The organism is Pseudomonas sp. MH9.2, assembly GCF_034353875.1.
In the GTDB taxonomy this organism is placed as follows: domain Bacteria; phylum Pseudomonadota; class Gammaproteobacteria; order Pseudomonadales; family Pseudomonadaceae; genus Aquipseudomonas.
Genome location: NZ_CP133784.1, coordinates 4,454,989 through 4,478,412, shown reverse-complemented (window position 1 = coordinate 4,478,412; position 23,424 = coordinate 4,454,989). Strand labels below are relative to the sequence as shown.

Here is a 23,424-nt window from a genome sequence, read left to right as displayed (position 1 = left end):
GACGAATCGTTAGGCGCATTTGATTGAGTAAAAGGGGTGGGTATGACGAAGAAAGGCTTTACGACAATGCTGGGATTAAGTGGAGGCGTCGCGGTCTTATTATCGTTGGTCTTGTCTGGGCAAATGAATGCAATGAATGCGCGCATTATAGGCATCGTATTTGTGAGCATTCTATTATGGGCGACATCTATTATTCCCGGTTTCTTGGTGTCACTTTTGTTTTTCCTCATGGCCGTCACGATGACTGAGGTGCCGACGTCAGAAATCTTCTCCGGCTTTGCTTCAAGTGCCTTCTGGCTAGTATTCAGCGGTATGGTAATAGGATTCGCATTAAAAGAAAGCGGATTGAGTCAACGAATAGGGATACTGTTGGCGCAAACAATTGGCGGTTCTTACCTGCGGGCTCTGTTTGTTTTTGCTACTGTGGCATTCATTTTGTCCTTGGTGATGCCGTCGACGTTCGGTCGAATCGCAATCTTAGTTCCTCTCGCCCTAGGTTATTGTGACGCAGCCGGTCTTGATAAGAGCCGTAAAGGGCGAAGTGGCATTTTATTGCTAGTCGTCGTAGGTTCATATGCGCTCGCTGCAGCTGTTTTGCCCGCAAACTTACCAAACTTGATTATGGCAGGTACGCTGGAAGAGACAGAAGATATAACGCTTGGTTATTCCGAGTATCTATTCTATTTCTTTCCGGCTGGCGTATTGATCCGTGGAGGCGTACTAATTGCAGTCTCATATTTTTTCTTCCATGACAGAATAGAGGTAATCGACCGGTTCGCCCCGCTGAGTCCCTGGTCCGGAGAAGAGAAATGCACTCTGGGCTTGATTTCTTTGATGCTTTTTTTGTGGTTTACCGACGCGATGCATCATATCGCTCCGGGCTGGATTGGACTTGGGTTTGTCATTGTTTACTTTTTGACATCTACTTCTGAAAAACTAGATAAATTCATAACGACATTAAAAATAGATTTGCTATGGTTCATTGCGGCTGTTATTGGCTTGGCAGCATTGGTTGGACATCTCGATAGCTCGCCTCCAGAAATCATTACGAACGTGTCTCTGAAAGACCCAATGCTGGCCTATACATTTATGACGGGATTGTCGGTACTACTTAGCTCACTGGTAACATCAAATGCCGCACCTGCCTTATTTGTTCCAATGGCAAGTTCCATTCTACATGACAGTGCCATTTTGAAAATGGGAATGCTCTCTCAGGTGATGGGCTATTCCACAACACTTCTTCCCTACCAGTCGCCCCCCGTGGCTTTTGGTATCGATATATCACGGATACACCGCGCGGACGCTCTTAGATACTGTCTCTTGACGGGATTCTTTGGACTCGTGTTTGTTATCCCTGCCAACGCACTTTGGTGGAAATTAATAGGGTTTCTTTAATCTCAAGGTAATAAATATGACTCAGTCTACTATGTCGGTGCGTGTAATATCCCGCCAAGATGAAGCGAGCGACGTGGTGTCCTGGCGCCTTGTGGCAGAGGAAACTTCATTATCCCTGCCTCGTTTCGAAGCAGGCGCACATGTCGACGTGTATATTTGCGATGGACTCATCCGCAAATACTCATTGTGCAATGACCCTGGTGAAGAAGGCGTTTATGAAATCGCCGTTAAGCGAGATCCGGTATCCCGCGGCGGCTCGGCTCGATTGCATGCGAACCTGCATGTCGGAAATTCAATCAAGATAAGCCAGCCGCTCAACCATTTCTCTATTGATGAAACTGCAGAGCGCGTTGTATTAATCGCGGCCGGGATCGGAGTAACGCCACTGCTCGCAATGTGTCATAGCCTGCATCAATCGAGCAAGATATTCGAACTCCACTATTTTGCTCGATCACCGGGGGCCGCCGCGTATGCGGCCAGGCTGAAAAATTGCAATTTTTCGTCACAAGTCCACTTCTATTTTGGACTTAATCCTTCCGCGACGCTTTTAGCGCTGCAGGATATACTTCTCGCCACCTCTGATACTCCACACGTGTACTTTTGCGGCCCTGCGCCCTTTATGGCGTCCGTGAAGTTATTAGCTAGTCAGTGCCTACCTCCATCCCACATCCATTATGAATATTTTTCGCCTGCTTCGACGAGCCCCTCGCTTAACAACGAGTCATTCGAAGTCGTTCTCGCTCGTACAGGTATTACGTTGATAGTCCCCTCCAACAAGTCGATTACGGATATTCTATTTGAGAACGCTATCGAGATTGAAACATCCTGTGAGGCTGGAGTCTGCGGAGCATGCGTCATAACGGTACTGGATGGAGTGCCACACCACCGCGACGAAGTACTAAGCACCGAAGACAGGGCGATGAACAATAAAATGCTCCCCTGTGTTTCAAGGTGTATGGGCCCTCGGCTCACCTTGGATCTGTAATCCCATCATCCATTGTGTGGAGTTTATAGTGTTCGCCTGAACTTTGAGTTCCAACGCACGCTCGGCCGTCTGCTGAAAATGCAGCCCCGCGAAAGCATATCGCGGCCACATAAGCCTTAAATTTCCGGGGTGTCAGGCATGCCCTATCGAAACATTCGCGAATAAATTCCGACAGGGATCTGCAAAAGGCCTGTGAAGGTCGTGTGAATACCTCCGCAAATATGAATATGGGACCTTGGGCAGGGAATTTATTCTCGAATGCTGCATGTCATGCGGACCGAATAGACCCTGCGAAGCGCGGACAAAAAAATGCCGCCAGCCCCTGACAGAGGCTGACGGCATTTTTTATTCCGCCGAGTTTATTCGAGCACGGAAGCCGGGCCAAAGAACTCGTAGCGACTTTGTTTCTCTGGTACGCCGGCTGCTTTCAACTGGCGTTTGACCACGGCCATGAACCCTTTCGGACCCAGGAAGTAGGCATCCAGATCCCGATCTTCGGGCAACCACTGTTCCAGCTGCTGCTGATCAAGCAGGCCAACCGCATCCGCCGCTGGGCTCACGCCATCGTCTTCGGCGTAGCAATAGAAGTGCTTGAGTTGCGGGTGACGCCCCGCCAGACCATCGACCCAATCGCGAAACGCATGCACCGCGCCATTGCGCGCGCAGTGGATAAAGTGCACGGGGCGTGAGGTTTCCAGCGCGGTCTCAAGCATGGCCAGTGTCGGCGTGATGCCAACACCGCCGCTGATCAACACTAACGGCTTTTGGCTCTCAGTCAGGGTGAATTCGCCCGACGGCGTGAACAACTGGAGGCTATCGCCAATCTGCAGTTGGTCATGCAGGTAGTTGGACACCACGCCATTGGGTTCGCGCTTGACGCTGATGCGGTATTGGTTGCCGCCGGCCACTGCCGAGAGCGAATAGTTGCGGCGCATTTCTTCGCCACCGATGAACAACTGCAAACCAATGTATTGACCCGCGGTAAATCCGAGAATCGGCCCATCATCCGCAGGTTGCAGATAGAAAGAAGTGATCTCGGCACTTTCATCCACCCGGTTTACCAGCTTGAACTCACGCGCACCGCGCCAGCCGCCAACGGCTTCGGCTTTTTCGTCGTAGATCGCGCCCTCGGCACCGATCAGAATATCGGCCAGTTGCTGATACGCATGGGTCCAGGCTTGCAATACTTCGTCAGTGGCAATGTCGCGTCCCAGCACTTCGGCGATGGCGCGGATCAGGCAGGAGCCGACGATAGGGTAATGCTCAGGCAGGATTTGCAGAGCGACGTGCTTGTTGATGATTTTCGCCACCAGATCGCCCAACTGCTCCAGTTCGTCGATGTGCCGTGCGTACATCAGTACACCGTTGGCCAGCGCGCGGGGCTGATCACCGCTGGCCTGATGCGCCTGGTTAAACAGCGGGCGCACCTCTGGGTATTCCTCGAGCATCATTTTGTAGAAATGAGTGGTCAGCGCTTCTCCACCGCTTTCAAGCAGGGGCACGGTGGATTTGACGATGGCACGATCTTGAGCGTTCAACACGATTGGACTCCTGAGCCGCAAGGCTTCTAGCTAATTGCCGCTTACACATCAGGATTCGTGCCAGCTATTTTTATAATAAAAATCAATAGCTTGAAAATATTAAGTCAAAATGACACATGATAAATAATAGTCAATAAGACTCCTTTGCGTCCTTATGACTACCAAAACACAACGCTGCCTTGCGCTGATTTTGCCGACAGCATCATTGATCGGCTTGACTGTTTACTGCCCTGAGGCACAAATACCCTAAAGCGAAACCTTTGCAAGTCGATAACCCGGCATCGAAAGCTGTTTGCCACTCTTGTAGCGACGCCTTTAATTTTCAGAAGGTTGATATGTCCTCAAATAATGCCCGCGCTGACTCCCTGTCACTCCTGCTGTTTACGTTGCGCAGCGGCAAGCTGATGGCCATCAACTTGCTCAAGGTCAGCGAGATCATCCCCTGCCCTGCCCTGACCCGCTTGCCCGAATCCCATCCTCACGTCAAAGGTATCGCCGTCCTGCGCGGCGCATCGTTGTCGGTGATCGACCTGAGTCGGGCCATTGGTGAACAACCGCTGCTCGACCCTTCGGGTGGCTGCTTGATCGTCACGGATGTCAGCCGTTCCAAACAGGGCCTGCACGTGCAGGCAGTGAGTAAGATCGTGCATTGCCTGACCACGGACATCCGACCTCCACCCTTCGCCTCTGGTAACAGGTCATTTATCACGGGTGTGACTCAGGTCGACGGCGTGCTGGTACAGGTGCTGGATATCGAAAAAGTCATCCACGGCATCGCCCCGGCGAGGATCATCGCCGACGAGCCTGCGCACCTGAGCGAAGAAGACGCCCAGGTACTGGCCAAAGCCAAGATCCTCGTGGTCGATGACAGCCAGGTCGCCTTGCAGCAATCGCTGATCACCCTGCGCAATCTTGGCATTCATTGCCACACCGCCCGTAGCGCCAAAGAAGCCATCGACCGCCTGCTCGAACTGCAAGGCACGGAGGAGCAGATCAACGTAGTGGTATCCGACATTGAAATGTCGGAAATGGACGGCTATGCCTTTACCCGTACCCTGCGTGAAACGCCTGACTTCAAGGACCTGTACGTCCTGCTGCACACCTCTCTGGACAGCAAGATGAACAGCGAAAAAGCCAAGGCTGCAGGAGCAAATGCCGTGCTGACTAAATTCTCTTCACCCGAGTTGACCAAATGTTTGATTCAGGCAGCCCGTACGGTCGAGGCCCAGGGCATTTAATACAGCCCCCCCAGCCAGAGGATTCGACGGCTTGGTGCTGGCTGATGCGCCGCGATCTGCTTCAGACCATCGCCCCCACAGCATGGCCTGCCGCACTTAGCCTTCTCGAGTTCAGCCCTGAACTCGCGCCACAAGTGCACGCATTATTGGTACTCGGTTACCAGCAAGGCGAAGGCAGCGTGCCGGACTATGAGGACTGGCACAAAGCGTTCGCCACCGACCCCGAGTTCGACCCGTCACTGTGTTTTATCGCTGCTGATGAATACGGTGTAGTAGGCGTTGTACTGTGCTGGACCAGTGCCTTTATCAAGGATCTGGTGGTGGATCCACGCGCCCGCCGCCAAGGCTTCGCACGTGCCCTGCTGAACCATGCATTCGAGGCTTTCCGCGTGCGGGGTGAAGCGTGCGTCGACCTCAAGGTGATGGACAATAACCATGACGCTCGGCGCCTGTATGAAACATCAGGTATGCGTTACGTCCAGCGCTTTACTGTCGACTAAGGCCGCCTCGCAACGGCGTCTGCCATAATCCGACCTTTGGAAGCACCACTCGGAAGAAGCCTGATATGAAAGCATCCACTGCGCTGTGCATTGCCCTTGCGGTTGCTGCAACCCATGCCAATGCGTCCAGCAGCCAGGCCTGGAGCGACCTGGACAAAGCCGTCATCGCCAGTTGCATAAACGCCAGTCAGCTTAAAGAGGTAAAACCGGCCGGCACCGCAGCCTTGTTCGATGACAGCGTCGGGTACAGCGCACTCCTGCTCAAAGGCCGCTACCCGCAGGCGCACATGAAGAACAAAACCGGCACCGAGCTGTGCCTGTACCAACGTCAAACCCAAAAAGCCACCGTGACCGAGTGGGATGAAATGACCACGTTGCCGAAAAAATAGACGCTTGGCAGTGGCGCACAATTTGCTTCGACACTTGTCCCCGGCGGTGACCGCGCCTGCAAATTGTCACCGTCAACGCGCGTCTTTTCTGGTCTTTTACGTCAATGAACACACCGTTTTCATGCGTAGGTTGTGGCAAGTGTTGCACCGATCATCACGTTCCCCTGACGCTGTCCGAGGCGAGCCAATGGGCGGCTGACGGCGGCGCGGTGATCATCCTCGTAGAGGGTTTCCTCGAAGACGGTTATGGCGTGCCTGAGTTGCAACGCACGCATGCCCAACGTCGTTCATGCCGGGTGCCCAGCGGCACAGCGCAGGTGTATGTCGCCATTACCTTCGCGGCTTATAACGTCGGGCCTTGTCGGAATCTTGACGCAGAAAACCTGTGCCGTATCTATGAACGACGTCCCTTGGTCTGTCGGATTTACCCGATGGAGATCAACCCGCACATCCCCCTGCGACCTGAAGCAAAAGGTTGTCCGCCGAATGCATGGGAGCACGGGCCGGACTTGATCGTCGGTGGCAACCTGGTCGATACCCAACTGACGGCACTGATCGAACAATCGCGCCAGGCGGATCGCGATGAGGTCGCCGCCAAAGATGCTATCTGTAAACTGCTGGGGATCCGCACCACCGCCCTCAAAGGTGACGGTTTTACCGCGTACCTGCCGGACATGCAGGCCTTTGCGGCCGCCACGCAACAGATCGCCGACAGCGGCACGTTACCTGCGCTGTCCGTCGAACCGGGTTGGGGTTTTCACGTATCGGGCGCGGAGATTGCCAATACGCTGCAACAGGCCGGCGCTCAGGTGGTGAGCGCCGATCCGCTGGACTATGCCTTCATTTCTTTTGCATAACGCCCGGCGAGGCTGGGCAGGCCTGAAAATCAGCGTTTGCCCATGGTCTTGCGTGTGCCGTGAGGCGCGACACCGGGGACTTTGTTATGGCTGGCTTTGCCCGACTTCTTGTAATACAGCGAGTCTTGGGTCTTGGCCTGCAACAACTCGCCCGGTTTGAATGGAAAGCTGAACGCAGGAATGGCGGCTTTTTTATCGGTGGTTTCAGCACCCGGCTCGACGACTGTCACCTCTTCGGTGACGACGGCTTCAGGAGCTGGCGTGTGTTCGGGGGTAGTCATGGAAGCTCCAAAAGTATCGAGTCAGTCATCTGGCGAAAATGGGCAGTCGCCCAAGGCCCGGCAGCATACCTGAATCACAGGCGGCCTGCCGCCATCACCACTCACCTCCTATCGCCTGCTATTTGTAAAACAGATCAATGATGACTTCGGCCTCGAAGGCGCCTGCTTTGGGTGTTTGGCTTTGCCAGACCAGTTCGGCCTCGAAATCGGCCTTCGCCGACTGACTCGTCCCGAGCAGATCCGCCAGATGGAAGGACTGGTTGTAAGGCAACGTCGCGCCATCGCGGCCATTGATGATGCGGATACCGACGCCGTCGTTGGCCGTGGGAATCAGTAAATCGCCAGACAGCACACCTGACACCGGCTTGAATCGCGCATCGAGGCTGAACGGAGTGTCACAGGTGCGGCTGGTCACCAGTGAAAACGGACGTCGATCAATGACCCGCCCCACCGCTACCTCCTGAATCCCTATCGAGCCAAACTCGACGGTCTCCGGGGTGACCTGCAGCTCGGCATCGCAGGCAATGAAACGCAGGCCGGTCAGGTTATTGATGACGTAGCTCAGGCTGTAGCCGGGCAACGGGTTCAAGCCTGCCGCACTGTCGAGTTGGAACATCCGATAGTCCAGCAGATGACTGGCCACCCCCGACGGTGGCGTCGGACCGAACTTTTGCACGAACACCGAGAACACCAGATTGAAGGTGATGCGCGGACATGCAGCCATATTCGCGTCACTTTCATGACAAACAGGCAGACTCTGGCCTGTGCCTATCCGGCCGCTGTTCTGCAGATAATCGATACCGTCGACGGTCAAACCCGCGCGAATACCTTGGCCAATCGGCACGTTATCCGGGTTCAGATAAATGAACACTTCCTCCTGCTGCTCTTGCAGACCGTCCTTGAAGCATTCGACCTGAGCATTGAACCGATCCGAGCGCCAGACGATTGTTCCCTCGGGCGACGCGGCAGGAATGGCAACAGTGCTGCCCAGATCGCCATTGATCACCGCAGCGCCTGCACCCTGCTCCTTGCAGACCAAGGCAAAACACGTCGCCGGGGCCAGTAGCAGCACCAGCAGTAGACATCGAATCCAGCGAATATCGATCATGGTTGTAAGCCTTTTAAGTGGGTAATGCCTGGCAGCAACCTGGCCTTGAACGGTAAACGTCCGTCAATTTCGGCGCGGTAACTGCGCTGGCCGCCATAATCAGTAAGGGCCTTGAAGGACATGTATTGCCATTGGCTGTCAGCGGGCTCGGCGGCGCTCAGGGGTAAGATTCGGGTGGTCCCCGGCAGCAGCAACAGGTAGTCGCTGACGTCATGTTTTCCAGCGCGGCCCTCGAGCTGCAGGTCCTGCAGTGAGGCGTGGAAAGCAGACCGATTGCTGACCTGCAACGACATCCTGCCGTTCGCATCGCGGGTCAGCTGCCAGAGCAATTCCTGGGCGCTATCAGCCGGATCACCGGGCAAACCTGGCGGGCGATAAAACACGTTGATGCGCTGGCGAATGGCAATGCTCAGTGGGTTCTCACCTTCTGCGCGCCGAGGGATTTCCATCACGTACAGGTGCAACAGCGACTCCCGCCCCTGCGGCATACCGACGCCTTCATACAAGATGCGTAGCGCCTGTTTGCCGTTAACAGGCAGTTGTGACAGGTGAGGCGTCAGGGCAAACGGCAGATCATCAGGCACGCCATCGCCCTCATTCGCGGCGCTGCTCAACCACGCCTGGAGCAGCACCTCGCGAGGGCTCCGGTTGATCACTTCGATACTGACTTCGCGAAAAGCCCCGTCAAAGATCAACCGCGTTCCGGTAAGGGACACCGCAGCCTGCACGCTGGCACTGGCGATCCCCATCAGTAGCAATATAAGGCTGATCAGCCTCTGACCGAGTCGTTTCGACAGACTCATTGGCAGGTCACCTTCAGTCGTTCATAGGCACGTAACGGGTCCTTTGGCGGCAGGCTATAGGGCACCCGGCAGCCTTGATCGGACCACTTCACTCGCAGTACGCCTTGATCTTGACCGGTCAACACCAACGCGCGACTGGTGGGGTCGACCACCGCCAAAGACTTGCCGTGCTCGTCCTCTACGCTCGCGCCCAACGGCACCTTACTGCCATCAGCGCGCACCAGTTCGAATTGCACACGGCGACCGATCGACGCGGCAAAGTGCACGACACTCACGGCGCCGCGACGTGGCACCACCTGGACGATTGCGTTATCCACCTCGACGTCCGCCCCCAACTGGCGAGTGTCCAGACTGACCCAATTGGTTCGGTAAGGCTGGGCGTAAGGCAACACCGCGTAACCGTTGTCCGAAGTCTCGACGTTGCTGTAGTTGGTCAGTTTTGCACCGCTGACGTTTGGCACCTCGACCAGGGCGAAGGTTTCACCCAAAGGCTGTCCGAAGTTCACCCCGCCGCCGTGAGCAACCAGCGACCCTGATGCACCCACGCTAAAAGCATCGTAATCGCGACCCTGGCTGTACCCGGCCTCAAAGCGACCGTAGGGCGTGGTGGTGTTAAGTTTGCCGGATCCGAAAGTGCCGGAGCTGCTGTCGCGCCCGCTCTGTAGCGAATAAAAAGCATTTCGATTGTCCAGCACCTGGCCGCTGAGACCGGCCTGGGCGTTGTAGTCTCCTTGGCTGTCGCGCACCAGATTGAACGATGTCCGGGACGCGCTTGAGCTTGAGCCCAACGGTACTGTCAGGCTCAGGGAAAGCCGATGATCGGTGTTGGCCTGCCCGTCACCGTCCAATTGCTGGTTACGCTCGATCGACAGACTGTAACTGACAGTTTTCCATGCGCTGTTGTAGGACAGGTACAACTGACGAGTTTTACCCGGCAGGTTCCAGTAACGCTGATCGCTGGCGGTCAGGCTCAACGAACCGGATTGCTCCGGCAGCGACTGCGTGACATTGAGCTCTACCCGATCCTTTGCCCGGCCGGTGACCGTTCGAGCGATGCGCCCATCGAGTTCCTCTACGTGCTCCTGCAGCGTGCGGTATTGCTCGGTGGAATAGCGATAACCCGCGACGGCTAAGGTGGTGTTCGTCACATCGAGGGTGTTGGCATAGCGCAACCGCACGCTTTGGCCCTGGCTAGCCTTGCTCACACGCGCCTGGCTGATCGACTGCGTCACGTCGGCCGAAAAAGCCCCCAAGCCGGTGTTGACCCCCGCCCCGACATTCGCCGCCTGATAATCCTCGGCCCATTGCAGTCCACCGAACCCGGTCAACCGTTCGGATAGACCATAAACCAGGGTGCCACTGGTGAATGTCGGCGAGGACTGTTGATCGGCATTGCTGTCGTATCGACCGGCGGCGAGGCTGTAGCGGAACGCACCGTTGGGCACCATGATCGGCAACGAGGTAAATGCCTGCGTAAAGGTGCGCGTGCGCCCATCCGCCTCCACCACCGTGACCAACAGATCGCCATTGGAGCCACTGGGGTAGATATCGGTAATCTCGAACGGCCCCGGAGAAACGTTGCTGCTGTACAGCAAAAAGCCGTTCTGGCGAACTTCAACCGTGGCATTGGTCTCGGCAATACCGCGAATCGTCGGAGCGTAGACCCGCTCGCTGTCAGGCAGCATGCCGTCATCGGAGGCGATTTCGGCGCCGCTGAACCGCACACTGTCAAAAATCAGCGAGTTTGAGTAGATCTCACCGAGTGTCAGTTGCCCCTTGAGCCGCGTCAGGTCACGTTGGGCGAACGTGCGGTTGCTGCTGAAGCGATAAGGCTGATTGCCGCCGTAGGTCAGCGACGACTCGTTGCGCAGGCGCCAGGCGCCCAGGTTCAGGCCATTTCGCAGGCCCAGGTAATACTGATCCGTGCGTTCTTGCTGATTGTGCCGACGGGCGCCGTTGAAGCTGTAATTGATGAAGGCGGCGGTCTCGCCTTCAGTCCAGAGTTCAGGTGACACGTAACCTCGAGCACTACGGGCCATAGCGGTCTGCGGCACGCTGACATTCAGGCGCAGGCTATTGGGCTGGTAGTCGACCCGAGCAAATTCGACCTGTGCCGCCAGGTCAAAACAAGCACTCGGTTGCAAATCAACCGCCAGGCTTGCGTCGTTGTGCAAGCGCTCCATGTCCAGTCCAAATGCCCGGAGCATCTCCAACGTCAGGCAGGGTTCGATCAAGCCTGAGGCCGTATTTTGGGTAAACCTGACATCATTGCGCCCACTCAGGACCCGGTTGACGTACACATCCACCCGGTAGACGCCTGGCAAAACACTGTTGCCCCGCAAAAATTCCTTGAGGTCGGCGGGTTCATCGGTGCCCTGGATAAAGGCCGTATTGAATTCCACTGGGGAACCCTTTGCGGCGTCGCCGGATTGATCTGGCGCCGCCATGGCCTGCATCGACAACGCCATACCAACACCCATGGCGAGCGTACTGAGCCTGAACGATGCGCGCACATAAAACCTCGGGAGGCTTTTATTGGTGCGCAGGAGATCACCTGAAAAAAATCCCTGGGTACTTCGGTTGAGCCGTTCCATTTGCTGTTATCACTCAATCCTTGGAGTACAGTCGCACCGGAGAATCCTTTCGCGCAGGCGCAAAACTGCCGAGTCAACGCAGAGGCCGTCACTCGGATTGCTCGATGAATAAAAAATTCTGGAGGAGTCGTTACCTGACGCCGGTATCGGTCTTGGCGACCTTGACCGCGTTGATCGACTCGCGCGCGGTCAGCGTGGCCCTATAGGGCACCTGCCCACCGAAGTCATTGATGCTGATAAAACTCAGACTCAAGGGACGACCGCTTGCCCGCCTGACAAGTGGCACGTTCAAGGATTGATTCGGCGCCAGCATCTGGCTGTCCTTTTTCATCACGTGAGTTGTACCGTCCCGAACCTCAATCCTGACCATGGACACGTAATAGGGTCCAGGATTGCTCACCTGCAACACGTCATCCTCCAGCAGACGCCATTGAAGTTTTTCCGGCGCCTGGGCTGGCTCCACCTCCAACCCCTGAGGCCGAAAAAACACCTTGATGCGCTGGCGGATCGCGATCTGCAAAGCGTTCTTTGCCGCGGCCTGAGGAATTTCCTGCACGTTGAGCCAAAACACCGACTCGCGGTCCATCGGCATGTCCACGCCGGCATACATGATGCGCAGCAGTTGCTTGCCGTCGCCCGGCATGCGAGCCAGGGCCGGGATAATCACAAACGGCAAATCGACAGTGCCCCCGGCGTCAGACTCAAGCCAGGACTGCAGGAGAATTTCTCCGCCGCCGCTGTTGTGTACGCCGAAACTGACCTCTTTGTCTTTTGCCGGATAAATAACACGAGTGGTATTGAGCACGATGCCTGCCTGGGCACCTGCGCTCAGGATCATTACCAGCGAAAGGCAGGCATAACGAATGGAGGGAGAAAACATGATGGCATTCACCTTGAGCTGAGGTGCGACGGGGCGACTGCAGCTCACCCCGTCAGCGGTTTTACTCGTAGTCCAGCACGAAAGGCATGAATCCATCGGCGTTGCCCGGGTTGGTCGGCGTGCCGTTAAGCACGTAGACCGCGCCAAAATTCAACTCGGCTGTCGCGCCACCCGCGCCATCCTTGATCAGCGGTTTGTCGATCGTCTCGGTGCCACTCAAGTCCATGATCTGGGATTGGGCGTTGAGCAGGCCGATACCGACACCGTCTGCGGCACCCGTAGTACGCAACAGCTTGGGGTCATTGTTATCCAGGCCGCTGCCGGAGCGTGCGACGAAGCGCATTTTCACGGTGTTGTATTGATCGACGCCAGCGCTGCAATTGACCAGCAGCTGGACAGGTGTAGCGGTTTCCAGCTTGCTCGCGCTCGATGAGCCTATATCAGAGAATGAAACGTTGCCCAAATCGACGTTGATATCTCCATTAGGGCCGGCACCGACCCCGGCGCCCGGCCCGACGTTACAAGAAATGTTGGTCAGCGTGCCGTTGAACACCAACTTCCCGTTATTTGCAGCATTAGCGGTACCGACCGCACCTAAACCCATTGCACCCAGTACAGCCAATGTGAGAGAGATTTTTTTCATGCTAACGACATTCCTTGCGTTCGTTCGTATATGCCCATCATTGGACGAAAAGAACTATAACGATACGAAGCATTGTTGAATGTCAGGATAAACATATTACGCATATGGATTTGGCAACAGGACAAGTAGGTACTTTCTGCGGGAATATTCCTTATTAGTGATCGGCACCCGGAAACAGGGGCCCTCATCGAAAACAGCAAAAGCAAAGTGTCAGCACAGTTAGGGTTTTCGCAATGTCGATACAGTGATTGTATTGACACTACTGGTAGGTCAACGTAACCACCCCCGCCCTGGACTTCTTGTCCGGAGACCCCCCTGTACCACTCGCCGCTTCCGAGGAAGAAAGTACCGTAAACACGGCACTGAAAGGAATGACATCAGCGCTGCAGGCATTCCGATACGTGTCCACGGCAAGGGTGATTTCCGATGAGACCTGAATCTGCTGCGAGGCTTTAAAATAGGAGCTGTCAGACCGTGTCTGAACGGCACATCCCGTATTGACCACCTGCCCGTTGAAATGAATAACGCCACCGTTGGCTGATGCCACGACGCTGAAGGTGAACACCACGATCGAAAACAATACACCACTGACCGAGTTGCCGTTCATTGCAGTACTCCGTGCGGCGTCTCACCTCAACAAACAACGCTGAAAAAAGGGGTTCACCCGAAAATTCAAAACGACAAGTAAGAACTTTCCCTGGCTATCTTTCACCAACCTTTCAGCCGATCATATCAAACATGCACCTGATGCCTTTTCTTTATTATCGTCAACCTTCGTTTTTTCTTTAATAGACCGCCCGCACGCGCCGAACTGAGAGGCTAAGCCTGCCTACGGCGCTAGCTGTCCATTCTGTCAGTTAGCCGTCATTTTGCTGACCGGGTTGGCAGGCTATAAAGAAGGGGCTGACACTGAAGATGACGAAAGCCCTCACGAGGTACCTCCTCTCATCCCTGTCCTTCCCTTTGACTTGCCCGGCGCCTTCCCTGCATGCGTAAACAGACCCGAACCGCAATCGCCGCCAGCGCCATCGTTGTGCTCATCGCGCTCACCAGTTGGAGCCTGACCCGTCCTGCCCCCGCAAAAGTGTCGGCGCCGACTGCGATTCCAGTCCGGGTCATCAGCGTGATCAAGGAGGATGTACCGCGCTATGTCACCGGCATCGGTTCCGTGCTTTCGCTGCACAGTGTCATCGTTCGTCCCCAAGTCGATGGCATCCTGACCAGGCTGCTGGTCAAGGAAGGCCAGCAAGTCAAAGCCGGCGACCTGCTGGCGACCATCGATGACCGTTCGATTCGTGCGACGCTGGCTCAGGCCCAGGCTCAGCTGGGACAAAGCCAGGCGCAACTGGACGTCGCCCAAATCGATCTGAAACGCTATCGCTTGCTGACGACGGACAACGGTATTTCCAAGCAGACGTTCGACCAGCAACAAGCACTGGTCCATCAGCTTCAGGCCACTGCGTTGGGCAATCAGGCGTCTATCGAGGCCGCCCAAGTGCAGTTGTCCTACACGCAGATACGCTCACCGGTGACCGGCCGCGTCGGTATCCGCAACGTCGATGAAGGCAACTTCCTGCGCGTCAGCGACGCTCAAGGTCTGTTCTCCGTGACCCAGATCGACCCGATTGCCGTCGAGTTTTCTTTGCCGCAACAGATGCTCTCAACCTTGCAGGCGCTGGTCCACGGGAGCACGCCAGCAGCCGTTCAAGCCTACATCGGCAATACCGATAACGGCACGTTGTTGGGCGAGGGTAAATTGACCCTGATCGATAATCAGGTGGCCGCCAACACCGGCACCATTCGCGCCAAAGCCGAATTCAGCAACCCCACGGAGAAACTCTGGCCCGGCCAGCTGGTGACCATAAAAATCCAGACGGCCATTGACCGGGATGCCTTGAAAGTGCCGCCACAAGTGGTCCAACGCGGCGTCGATCAGCACTTCGCCTACCGCGTCAAGGGCAATAAGGTGGAAGTGGTGCCGGTGCAAGTGGTGTATCAAGACAGCGATCTGACCCTGATCAAAGGCCCTGACGTCGGTGATGTACTGGTCAGCGACGGCCAGTCCCGGCTTAAACCCGGGGCGCACGTCGACGTAATCACCGCACCGTCCATCGTCGGACAGGACACTGCGATGGAGACCGCACGATGAAAGGCCGGGGGTCGGTATCGGCGTGGTGCATTGATCATCCGGTCGCCACCTTGCTGCTGACGTTTGCAGCGGTGTTGCTGGGCCTGATCGCCTTCCCACGCCTGCCTGTCGCGCCGTTGCCAGAGGCTGAGTTCCCGACTATCCAAGTCACCGCCTCCCTGCCAGGCGCCAGCCCGGAAACCATGGCCTCCTCGGTCGCGACCCCGCTGGAGGTGCAGTTCAGCGCAATCCCCGGCATGACACAAATGACCTCCAGCAGCGCATTGGGTTCGACCAATCTGACGCTGCAATTCACTCTCAGCAAAAGCATCGACACCGCCGCCCAGGAAGTCCAGGCGGCCATCAACACCGCTGCGGGCAGGCTGCCCGCTGACATGCCCAACTTGCCGACCTGGCGCAAGGTCAACCCGGCTGACAGCCCGGTGCTGATCCTCAGCGTCAGCTCAAACCTGATGCCCGGCACCGAACTCAGTGACATCACCGAATCCCTGCTCGCGCGCCAGCTCAGCCAGATCGACGGTGTCGGTCTGGTCAACATCACCGGGCAACAACGCCCTGCAATCCGGGTTCAGGCCGCACCGGAGAAACTCGCGGCCTTGAGGCTGACCCTGGCCGACGTGCGCGTGGCGCTGCAACAAACCAGCTTGAACCTGGCCAAAGGCGCGCTGTATGGCAAGGACAATGTCTCGACACTCTCCGCTAACGATCAACTGTTCCAACCCGAGGATTACGCGCAGCTCATTGTGTCCTACAAAGACGGCGCGCCGGTTCATCTCAAAGATGTCGCAACGGTGATCAACGGTGCGGAGAACGCTTACGTCAAAGCCTGGTCCGGCGATCAACAAGGGGTCAACCTGGTGGTCTTCCGTCAGCCGGGGGCGAACATCGTCGAGACCGTGGATCGCATCCAGCGCGAGTTACCTCGCCTGCAGGAAATGCTGCCGGCGTCGGTGGAAGTGTCAGTGCTCAACGACCGGACCAAAACCATTCGTGCGTCATTACATGAAGTGGAAATGACTCTACTGATCGCCGTGCTGTTGGTCGTCGCGGTCATGGCCCTGTTCCTGCGCCAGTTATCGGCAACCCTGATCGTCAGCAGTGTGCTGGGCGTGTCGTTGGTCGCCAGTTTCGCGATGATGTACCTGTTCGGTTTCAGCCTGAACAACCTGACACTGGTGGCGATTGTCGTGGCCGTGGGGTTCGTGGTCGACGATGCGATTGTGGTGGTCGAGAATATTCACCGCCACCTCGAAGCAGGCGACGGCATGCGCGAAGCCGCGATCAAGGGCGCCGGGGAAATCGGCTTCACCGTGGTTTCGATCAGTTTCTCGCTGGTGGCCGCGTTCATCCCGCTGCTGTTCATGGGCGGCGTGGTCGGGCGGCTGTTCAAGGAGTTCGCCCTCACCGCCACCGCGACCATTCTGATTTCGGTAGTGGTCTCCCTGACCCTGGCACCCACCCTCGCCGCCCTGTTCATGCGCGCACCCAAGCATGATCCCGACGCCAAGCCGGGCTTCGGCGAGCGCTTATTGGCGTTGTACGAACGAGGCCTGCGCAAGGCACTGGCTCACCAGCGCGTGATGATGGGGATTTTCGGCATGACCTTGGTTCTGGCAGTCGCCGGTTATATCGTCATCCCCAAAGGCTTTTTCCCGGTGCAGGACACCGCTTTCGTGCTGGGTACCAGCGAAGCCGCCGCCGACATTTCCTACCCTGACATGGTCGAGAAACACTTGGCGATGGCCAAAATCGTCAGTGAAGACCCGGCGGTCCAGGCGTTTTCCCATTCAGTGGGGGTGACCGGCAGCAACCAGACCATCGCCAACGGACGTTTCTGGATTGCCCTCAAAGACCGCAGTGATCGCGATGTATCGGTCAGCGAATTCATCGACCGCATACGACCAAAACTGGCAACAGTGCCGGGCATCGTCTTGTACCTGCGCGCCGGGCAAGACATCAACCTCAGCTCCGGCCCGAGTCGAAGCCAATACCAGTACGTGCTCAAGAGCAATGACGGCCAACTCCTCAATACCTGGACCCAGCGCCTGACCGAAAAGCTCCGGGAAAACCCAGCCTTCCGCGACCTGTCCAACGACCTGCAACTGGGTGGCAGCATCACCCACATCAGCATCGACCGCAGCGCTGCGGCGCGCTTTGGCCTGACCACCAGTGACGTCGATCAGGCACTTTACGATGCATTCGGCCAACGGCAGATCAGCGAATACCAGACCGACATCAACCAGTACAAGGTCATCCTGGAACTCGACACCGAGCAACGCGGCAAGGCCGAGAGCCTGAATTATTTCTATCTGCGCTCACCGCTCAGTGGCGAAATGGTCCCGCTGTCGGCCCTGGCCAAAGTCGATCCACCGAGCGTTGGCCCCCTGTCTATCAGCCATGACGGCATGTTCCCGGCCGCCAACCTGTCCTTCAACCTCGCGCCCGGCGTGGCGTTGGGCGATGCAGTGCTGATGCTCGACAAGGCCAAGAGCGACATCGCCATGCCGGCAGCAATCGTCGGCTCGTTCCAGGGGGCGGCGCAGGCGTTCCAGAGTTCGTTGGCCAACCAGCCGTGGCTAGTCCTGGCAGCGCTGGTGGCGGTGTACATCATCCTTGGTGTGCTGTATGAAAGCTTCGTCCATCCCCTGACCATCATCTCGACCCTGCCATCTGCGGGGATCGGCGCACTGCTGCTGCTCTGGCTGCTGGGCCAGGACTTCTCGATCATGGCGCTGATCGGCATCGTGCTGCTGATCGGTATCGTCAAGAAAAACGGTATCCTGTTGGTCGATTTCGCCCTGGATGCCCAGCGCAATCGAGGGCTCAGCCCACAAGATGCTATTTATGAAGCCTGCCTGACGCGCTTCCGACCGATTATCATGACCACGATCGCGGCCCTGCTCGGCGCTTTGCCGCTGATGCTCGGTTACGGGGTCGGCGCGGAGTTGCGCCAGCCTTTGGGGATTGCGGTGGTCGGTGGGTTAGTCGTCAGCCAAGCGTTGACCCTGTTCACCACGCCGGTGATCTACCTGCAGCTAGAACGGCTGTTCCATCGGCGCCCGCCACACTCTGCGCCTGACCCCGCAGCAGTTCTGGTCATAGACAAGTGAGTGTCGCCCCATGCGCGTGCTGATTATCGAAGATGAAGAGAAAACCGCCGACTACCTGCACCGGGGCTTGACCGAACAGGGCTACACCGTGGACCTGGCCCGCGATGGTATCGAAGGCCTGCACCTGGGGCTGGAAAGTGACTACGCGGTAATCATTCTCGACGTCATGCTGCCGGGCCTGGACGGCTTCGGGGTATTACGCGCCCTGCGTGCCAGAAAGCAGACACCGGTGATCATGCTCACCGCTCGCGAAAACGTCGACGACCGCATTCGCGGCTTACGCGAAGGCGCGGACGATTACCTGGGCAAACCCTTCTCTTTTCTCGAACTGGTCGCGCGCCTGCAAGCCTTGACCCGACGCAGTAGCGGCCATGAGCCGGTGCAGATCAGCATCGCCGACCTCTGGATCGACCTCATCAGCCGCAAGGCCACACGCGCCGGGATGCGCCTGGACCTGACCGCCAAGGAGTTTTCCCTGCTCAGCGTACTGGCTCGCCGCCAGGGTCAGATCCTCTCGAAAACCTCGATTGCCGAGATGGTCTGGGATATCAATTTCGACAGCGATACGAACGTCGTCGAAGTCGCGATCAAACGCCTGCGCGCCAAACTGGATGGGCCGTTCGAGCAGAAGCTGCTGCATACCATTCGCGGCATGGGTTATGTGCTGGAGAACCGCAGTGGCAACTAATTCCATCGCCCTGCGCCTGAGCAGCCTGTTTGCGCTGGTCGCGATGCTGGTGTTTCTACTGATCGGCTGGGCCCTTTACCTGCAAGTCGAAAAAGGCCTCGGCCAGTTGCCCGCCGCCGAGGTGGAAGCGCGCTACAGCGTGCTCGAATCCGCCGTTACCCGATTCGGCACACCCGAGCATTGGGCGAAGATCAGCGCCAAACTCAAACTACTCAGCGAAGAAGACAAGCGCATCCGATTCTGGGTCGTCAGCGACAACCCGGCCTACGAGTTTGGTAGCCCGGATGCGGCGATACGCCAGTTCGCCAAGGGCCCGCCGGGCATGCGCGACATGGCACTGGCCGGCCATGAGTTCCCGTTCAAAGTACTGGTCAGCCAGTTCCCGGCACAGGATCAACGCCCACCGCTACGGTTTTTGATTGCAATCGATACCGAAACCTTCTGGCAGACCCAGCACTCGCTGCTGATCGCCTTGATCGGTCTCGCGGCCGCCGGCATCGTGCTCGCGTCAGTGCTGGGTTACTGGGTCGCACGCATCGGTTTGAAACCCTTGGTCAGCCTATCGCTGGAAGCCCGAAAACTGGCGCCCCCACGTTTGTCTGGCCGCCTGCAACTGTCCTCCCTACCGCCTGAACTGGACCAATTCGTCAGCTCATTCAACTCGACGCTGGAGCGAGTCGAGCAAGCCTACTCAAGGCTCGAATCATTCAACGCCGATGTCGCCCATGAACTGCGCTCGCCGCTGACCAACCTGATCGGTCAAACTCAAGTGGCGCTGACCCGTGGACGCTCAGCCGAGCATTACTTCGAAGTGTTGCAATCCAACCTGGAAGAGCTTGAGCGATTGAGGTCGATCATCAACGACATGCTGTTTCTGGCCAGCGCCGACCAAGGCAGCAAGGCCACCGAATTGACGTCCACCTCGCTGGCCAAAGAAGTCGCCACAGCCCTGGATTACCTGGACTTCATCCTCGAAGACGCTCACGTGCGGGTCGAGGTTCAGGGTGACGCCAGCGTTCGTATCGAAAAAGCCCACCTGCGACGGGCGCTGATTAACCTGTTGCACAACGCTGTGCAACATACCGAGCCAGGGCAAGTGATCCGGGTCGAGATCCGGGCCCAAGACGAGCATGTCAGCATCGGAGTGGCCAATCCCGGCGCCGAAATAGCCAGCGAACACTTGCCCATGCTCTTTGAGCGCTTCTATCGCGTCGACGCCTCACGCAGCAACAGCGGCGCCAACCACGGGCTGGGTCTGGCCATCGTCAAAGCCATCGCCCTGATGCATGGCGGGACCGTTTTCGTCCACAGCCAGCAAGGCGTCAACACTTTCGGCATCAACCTTCCGCGCTGAACCATTCCCCTCTTCATTGCAGGCGTGCCTGCCCCCGCAAACGTGCTATCCCCGCTGAGACGTTAAAATTCGTGCCGCACTTTGTTACCAGAATGACAAAAGTCCTTTGAGTACATGCCTCTTTTTCGAACTTGGTCCGACCTATATTTTTGTCGCACTTAATTAGCACTTGCCTAGCAAGAAGGTCTCAAAAATGTCCACCAGTATGGGTATTGCCAGCGTTTTCGTATTGTCTTCGTTCCTGTTATCCGGTCAGGCGTCTGCAGAAGAATCGCAGTCCTTTGTTGCACAGAAAGCCGCACGTCAGGCGTCTGTCGAACAAGCCCAAACCCGAGCAGAAATGACCGCAAAGACACCGAACAACGAGCAATCTCTGGAAAAGTCGGTAGATAGCGGTACTTCCGATAACGCTCAAAAGGGCTAATCGACTGTAATAACGTTTCCCTCGACAGTCGATCAAATGCCCCATTTGATCGACCGTTCTTTAAAAGCCACTGCTACTCAGTGGCTTTTTTTTTGCGTACAATTTTGCGCCGTAGCGGCTGTACGTCGGGCACCTTAGGGCCCACCGATTGCTTTTCCCCCGTTCGCTAACCCACCTGAATCCCGACCCGCCCCCTGCACAAGATGTGCGTTCAGCTTGAAGTCTGATCGTACCCGCTATCAAGACATGTCAGACGTGTAACAATTATTAGAGAGCACGCTGATACCGCCGCTAAGATATAAGGTGTTAAATACGTTCTACTCAGGTGTTAAAAAATCCTTACCTAACTAGTTATTGTCTTTTAAATCAGTACGTTAAATTATTCTCCGTATTTTATTTCCATAGAATTCCGGTCATGAACCCAACCTTTACATTGCACGCAACGCCAGGAAAGTGGTCCAGACCCGAAGTCATCCTGATTTTCGGCAGCAGCTTTGCGGTGGTCGCTATTCTTGTGATCGTCACGTCACTGCTGTTTCGCGAGCGCGACAGCGCGACAGAATTTGCCGCCCGCACGGCGTCCAACATCGTGCAGTTGATCGATGCCGACGTGCAGCGCAATGCCGAGCTGTACGACACATCTATCCAGGGCATGATTGCCGCATGGCAGCTTCCGGGGATCATGGCCATCCCGTCACAGATGCGTCATTTGATGCTGTTCGACCGTTCCACCGCTGCGCCCTATAAAGGTGATTTGCTGCTATTGGACAAGAATGGAAGCATTCTTGCTGACTCTACTTCGCTCGTCCCCAGAGCCGGCAACTTTGCTGACCGCACTCATTTCACGGCGCACCGGGATAACCCATCGCTGGGCCTGCTGGTCAGCGATCCGTTCAAGATGCGCCTGGGTGACCCGGACTGGTGCATCAGCTTCAGTCGCCGCGTGTCTTCACCTGAAGGCGAATTTCTTGGCATCGCCTCGGGGGCGATGCGGCTGCTGTATTTCAATGAGCTGTTCAAAGACCTGAGTATCGGCAAGGACAGCAACGTGAACCTGATCAATACCCACGGCATTCTGCTCGCTCGACAGCCAGTGCTGGATGGCAACGATATGACGGGCGCGGACTTCAGCCAGCAAGCTAACTTCCAACGCTTCCTGAAAGAAGGCAGTGGTCACTTCACCAGTGTGTCCTCGCTGGACAACAAAGAGCGTCTTTACACCTTTTCGCGAGTCGGCGATTTGCCGCTGATCGTGGTCGTTGGCCAATCAGTGGAAGAGGTGTATGCCGTCTGGAGGCGCACTACCTTATTGGTGGGCAGCGCTACCAGCATCTTATGTTTCGGCATTTTGTGGCTGACGTTTCTGTTGCGCCGCGAACTGCGTCTGCGCCAGCGTGCCGAAAATGGCTTGGCCCACCTGGCTGCGACCGACGGCTTGACCGGCCTGGCCAATCGTCGCAGGCTCGATCAGGTACTGAAAACCGAATGGGCGCGAGGGTTACGTTCAGGGCAGCCACTGTCGCTGCTGATGATTGATGTCGACAACTTCAAGACGTTCAACGACCGCCATGGCCATCATGGTGGAGACGAGGCCCTGCGTACTGTGGCGGCGACTATTCTTAGCCGTATTCGCCGCCCTGGAGACCTTGCGGCGCGTTATGGCGGCGAAGAGTTTTCCGTGGTACTGGCCGACACACCGCTCGAAGGCGCTCAGGTCATCGCCGAAGCCATCAGGGCTGCAATCGAGGCCCTGCCGCGCTTTGCCAATGACGAACACGCCATCACCGTCAGCATCGGGGTCGTCTCTCATGTGATGCGCCCCGGCGACACGCTGAGCACCTTGACCCGCATTGCCGATCAGGCGCTGTATCAAGCCAAACGCAAAGGTCGCAATCGTGTGGAGTGCGGATCATGGACCTCCCACCGCGACCCTCTTGTCACTTGAGTTGCAGGTTGCGCATGCAGAGAAAACGCCAGACGAGCTGGCGTTTTCTCTAAAGCGTTCAATCAGTTTTTTTGTACGTGAGCGGTATCACGCATGGCTTTGACCTGATCATGGTTACGTTGTGCTCCGTCAAGCTGCTTCTGAATCAATGCGATAACGTTCGTTGGCAGATTCTCTTCACGGGCTTTTTCAAGTGCTTTTCTGTAGGCCTTGAGTGCAGTGTCTTCACCTCGCTCTACCTCACTCAGAATCGCCTCATCGCTTTTACCAGTAACCACCGACTTCAGATCGATCCAGGCACGGTGCAGCGAACCAACGATGCTTGAAGACGTTTCAGGATCCCCGCCCAGAACACGAACTTCAGCCTGGAGCTCCCGTACGGCTGTGGCGCACTCTTGCGACCGGCTGATAAAAAAGCTCTTTACCGTCGGATTTTTGATGTCTTCAGCGCTGGTATGAAAGCCTTTTTCGCCATCCTTACTGGTTTCAATCAAATCATTGAGCAATGAAATGGCTTCTTTATTGATATCTGTCATTTTC

General features: G+C 56.6%; 21 protein-coding genes. 12 read left to right on the top strand and 9 right to left on the bottom strand.

The genetic code is table 11. From position 1 onward, the window contains the following. Positions 1 to 42: 42 nt before the first annotated feature. The gene (locus RHM55_RS20620) at positions 43 to 1,395 is read left to right on the top strand and encodes an SLC13 family permease (protein WP_322178087.1); all 1,353 of its coding nucleotides are present in this window, start codon (positions 43 to 45) and stop codon (positions 1,393 to 1,395) included. Positions 1,396 to 1,411: 16 nt separating this feature from the next. Then, positions 1,412 to 2,380, top strand: coding sequence for a PDR/VanB family oxidoreductase (locus tag RHM55_RS20615; RefSeq protein WP_322178086.1), 969 nt, complete (start codon positions 1,412 to 1,414; stop codon positions 2,378 to 2,380). Between the two features lie 359 nt (positions 2,381 to 2,739). Here the strand turns inward: RHM55_RS20615 and hmpA are convergent, their stop codons facing one another. After that, complete coding sequence (hmpA, locus tag RHM55_RS20610) at positions 2,740 to 3,921, bottom strand: NO-inducible flavohemoprotein (protein ID WP_322178085.1); 1,182 nt, start codon at positions 3,919 to 3,921, stop codon at positions 2,740 to 2,742. Positions 3,922 to 4,256: 335 nt separating this feature from the next. Here hmpA and RHM55_RS20605 point away from each other — a divergent pair, with 335 nt between their 5' ends. The 4 genes from RHM55_RS20605 to RHM55_RS20590 all read left to right on the top strand — a co-directional run bounded on the left by RHM55_RS20605 (position 4,257) and on the right by RHM55_RS20590 (position 6,905). After that, the gene (locus RHM55_RS20605) at positions 4,257 to 5,159 is read left to right on the top strand and encodes a chemotaxis protein (RefSeq protein WP_322178084.1); all 903 of its coding nucleotides are present in this window, start codon (positions 4,257 to 4,259) and stop codon (positions 5,157 to 5,159) included. Positions 5,160 to 5,203: 44 nt separating this feature from the next. After that, positions 5,204 to 5,659 carry a GNAT family N-acetyltransferase gene (locus tag RHM55_RS20600; RefSeq protein ID WP_322178083.1) on the top strand — a complete coding sequence of 152 codons (456 nt, stop codon included), beginning with the start codon at positions 5,204 to 5,206 and terminating at the stop codon, positions 5,657 to 5,659. Between the two features lie 65 nt (positions 5,660 to 5,724). Then, entirely contained in the window at positions 5,725 to 6,048 is a 324-nt protein-coding gene (locus RHM55_RS20595) for a hypothetical protein (protein ID WP_322178082.1), read from the top strand. Between the two features lie 104 nt (positions 6,049 to 6,152). Continuing rightward, positions 6,153 to 6,905, top strand: a complete 753-nt coding sequence (locus tag RHM55_RS20590) for a YkgJ family cysteine cluster protein (protein WP_322178081.1) — start codon at positions 6,153 to 6,155, stop codon at positions 6,903 to 6,905. Positions 6,906 to 6,934: 29 nt separating this feature from the next. On the opposite strand, the gene RHM55_RS20585 is transcribed toward RHM55_RS20590, so the two are convergent. The 7 genes from RHM55_RS20585 to RHM55_RS20555 form a co-directional block, all read right to left on the bottom strand. Further along, entirely contained in the window at positions 6,935 to 7,186 is a 252-nt protein-coding gene (locus tag RHM55_RS20585) for a hypothetical protein (RefSeq protein ID WP_322178080.1), read from the bottom strand. 118 nt (positions 7,187 to 7,304) lie between these two features. Further along, positions 7,305 to 8,294: a fimbrial protein gene (locus tag RHM55_RS20580; protein WP_322178079.1), complete on the bottom strand. Its 990-nt coding sequence runs from the start codon at positions 8,292 to 8,294 to the stop codon at positions 7,305 to 7,307. Beyond that, positions 8,291 to 9,097, bottom strand: a complete 807-nt coding sequence (locus RHM55_RS20575; protein WP_322178078.1) for a molecular chaperone — start codon at positions 9,095 to 9,097, stop codon at positions 8,291 to 8,293. Before RHM55_RS20575 ends, RHM55_RS20580 begins: the two co-directional genes overlap by 4 nt. Continuing rightward, on the bottom strand, positions 9,094 to 11,553 hold the full coding sequence (locus tag RHM55_RS20570; RefSeq protein ID WP_322183041.1) for a fimbria/pilus outer membrane usher protein: 2,460 nt from the start codon (positions 11,551 to 11,553) through the stop codon (positions 9,094 to 9,096). Before RHM55_RS20570 ends, RHM55_RS20575 begins: the two co-directional genes overlap by 4 nt. Positions 11,554 to 11,821: 268 nt before the next feature. Next, positions 11,822 to 12,571: a molecular chaperone gene (locus RHM55_RS20565; protein ID WP_407074561.1), complete on the bottom strand. Its 750-nt coding sequence runs from the start codon at positions 12,569 to 12,571 to the stop codon at positions 11,822 to 11,824. A gap of 61 nt (positions 12,572 to 12,632) precedes the next feature. Continuing rightward, positions 12,633 to 13,214 (bottom strand): fimbrial protein, encoded by a 582-nt coding sequence (locus RHM55_RS20560; protein WP_322178077.1) that lies wholly within the window; start codon positions 13,212 to 13,214, stop codon positions 12,633 to 12,635. A gap of 259 nt (positions 13,215 to 13,473) precedes the next feature. Next, positions 13,474 to 13,821 (bottom strand): hypothetical protein, encoded by a 348-nt coding sequence (locus tag RHM55_RS20555; RefSeq protein ID WP_322178076.1) that lies wholly within the window; start codon positions 13,819 to 13,821, stop codon positions 13,474 to 13,476. A gap of 381 nt (positions 13,822 to 14,202) precedes the next feature. On the opposite strand from RHM55_RS20555, the gene RHM55_RS20550 reads away from it, so the two are divergent. The 6 genes from RHM55_RS20550 to RHM55_RS20525 all read left to right on the top strand — a co-directional run bounded on the left by RHM55_RS20550 (position 14,203) and on the right by RHM55_RS20525 (position 22,884). Further along, positions 14,203 to 15,363: an efflux RND transporter periplasmic adaptor subunit gene (locus RHM55_RS20550; RefSeq protein ID WP_322178075.1), complete on the top strand. Its 1,161-nt coding sequence runs from the start codon at positions 14,203 to 14,205 to the stop codon at positions 15,361 to 15,363. After that, complete coding sequence (locus RHM55_RS20545) at positions 15,360 to 18,473, top strand: multidrug efflux RND transporter permease subunit (RefSeq protein WP_322178074.1); 3,114 nt, start codon at positions 15,360 to 15,362, stop codon at positions 18,471 to 18,473. The genes RHM55_RS20550 and RHM55_RS20545 overlap by 4 nt, the downstream gene beginning before the upstream one ends. Positions 18,474 to 18,483: 10 nt before the next feature. Further along, positions 18,484 to 19,161 (top strand): heavy metal response regulator transcription factor, encoded by a 678-nt coding sequence (locus tag RHM55_RS20540; RefSeq protein WP_322178073.1) that lies wholly within the window; start codon positions 18,484 to 18,486, stop codon positions 19,159 to 19,161. Then, positions 19,151 to 20,515: a heavy metal sensor histidine kinase gene (locus RHM55_RS20535; protein ID WP_322178072.1), complete on the top strand. Its 1,365-nt coding sequence runs from the start codon at positions 19,151 to 19,153 to the stop codon at positions 20,513 to 20,515. The genes RHM55_RS20540 and RHM55_RS20535 overlap by 11 nt, the downstream gene beginning before the upstream one ends. 193 nt (positions 20,516 to 20,708) lie before the next feature. Further along, positions 20,709 to 20,939: a hypothetical protein gene (locus RHM55_RS20530; protein WP_322178071.1), complete on the top strand. Its 231-nt coding sequence runs from the start codon at positions 20,709 to 20,711 to the stop codon at positions 20,937 to 20,939. Positions 20,940 to 21,354: 415 nt separating this feature from the next. Next, entirely contained in the window at positions 21,355 to 22,884 is a 1,530-nt protein-coding gene (locus RHM55_RS20525) for a sensor domain-containing diguanylate cyclase (protein ID WP_322178070.1), read from the top strand. 62 nt (positions 22,885 to 22,946) lie between these two features. Here RHM55_RS20525 and RHM55_RS20520 read toward each other — a convergent pair whose 3' ends face one another. Next, the gene (locus tag RHM55_RS20520; RefSeq protein WP_322178069.1) at positions 22,947 to 23,420 is read right to left on the bottom strand and encodes a PA2169 family four-helix-bundle protein; all 474 of its coding nucleotides are present in this window, start codon (positions 23,418 to 23,420) and stop codon (positions 22,947 to 22,949) included. Between the last annotated feature and the right edge of the window lie 4 nt (positions 23,421 to 23,424).

Bases quoted from the DNA above. Each gene is read 5' to 3' on its own strand.
- RHM55_RS20615 (WP_322178086.1), top strand. From the start codon at position 1,412: ATGACTCAGTCTACTATGTCGGTGCGTGTAATATCCCGCCAAGATGAA.
- RHM55_RS20595 (WP_322178082.1), top strand. From the start codon at position 5,725: ATGAAAGCATCCACTGCGCTGTGCATTGCCCTTGCGGTTGCTGCAACC.
- RHM55_RS20530 (WP_322178071.1), top strand. From the start codon at position 20,709: ATGTCCACCAGTATGGGTATTGCCAGCGTTTTCGTATTGTCTTCGTTC.
- RHM55_RS20520 (WP_322178069.1), bottom strand. From the start codon at position 23,420: ATGACAGATATCAATAAAGAAGCCATTTCATTGCTCAATGATTTGATT.
- RHM55_RS20580 (WP_322178079.1), bottom strand. From the start codon at position 8,294: ATGATCGATATTCGCTGGATTCGATGTCTACTGCTGGTGCTGCTACTG.
- RHM55_RS20525 (WP_322178070.1), top strand. From the start codon at position 21,355: ATGAACCCAACCTTTACATTGCACGCAACGCCAGGAAAGTGGTCCAGA.
- RHM55_RS20570 (WP_322183041.1), bottom strand. From the start codon at position 11,553: ATGCAGGCCATGGCGGCGCCAGATCAATCCGGCGACGCCGCAAAGGGT.
- RHM55_RS20560 (WP_322178077.1), bottom strand. From the start codon at position 13,214: ATGAAAAAAATCTCTCTCACATTGGCTGTACTGGGTGCAATGGGTTTA.
- RHM55_RS20590 (WP_322178081.1), top strand. From the start codon at position 6,153: ATGAACACACCGTTTTCATGCGTAGGTTGTGGCAAGTGTTGCACCGAT.
- RHM55_RS20545 (WP_322178074.1), top strand. From the start codon at position 15,360: ATGAAAGGCCGGGGGTCGGTATCGGCGTGGTGCATTGATCATCCGGTC.
- RHM55_RS20620 (WP_322178087.1), top strand. From the start codon at position 43: ATGACGAAGAAAGGCTTTACGACAATGCTGGGATTAAGTGGAGGCGTC.
- RHM55_RS20585 (WP_322178080.1), bottom strand. From the start codon at position 7,186: ATGACTACCCCCGAACACACGCCAGCTCCTGAAGCCGTCGTCACCGAA.
- RHM55_RS20565 (WP_407074561.1), bottom strand. From the start codon at position 12,571: ATGTTTTCTCCCTCCATTCGTTATGCCTGCCTTTCGCTGGTAATGATC.
- RHM55_RS20600 (WP_322178083.1), top strand. From the start codon at position 5,204: ATGCGCCGCGATCTGCTTCAGACCATCGCCCCCACAGCATGGCCTGCC.
- RHM55_RS20540 (WP_322178073.1), top strand. From the start codon at position 18,484: ATGCGCGTGCTGATTATCGAAGATGAAGAGAAAACCGCCGACTACCTG.
- RHM55_RS20555 (WP_322178076.1), bottom strand. From the start codon at position 13,821: ATGAACGGCAACTCGGTCAGTGGTGTATTGTTTTCGATCGTGGTGTTC.
- RHM55_RS20550 (WP_322178075.1), top strand. From the start codon at position 14,203: ATGCGTAAACAGACCCGAACCGCAATCGCCGCCAGCGCCATCGTTGTG.
- RHM55_RS20575 (WP_322178078.1), bottom strand. From the start codon at position 9,097: ATGAGTCTGTCGAAACGACTCGGTCAGAGGCTGATCAGCCTTATATTG.
- RHM55_RS20605 (WP_322178084.1), top strand. From the start codon at position 4,257: ATGTCCTCAAATAATGCCCGCGCTGACTCCCTGTCACTCCTGCTGTTT.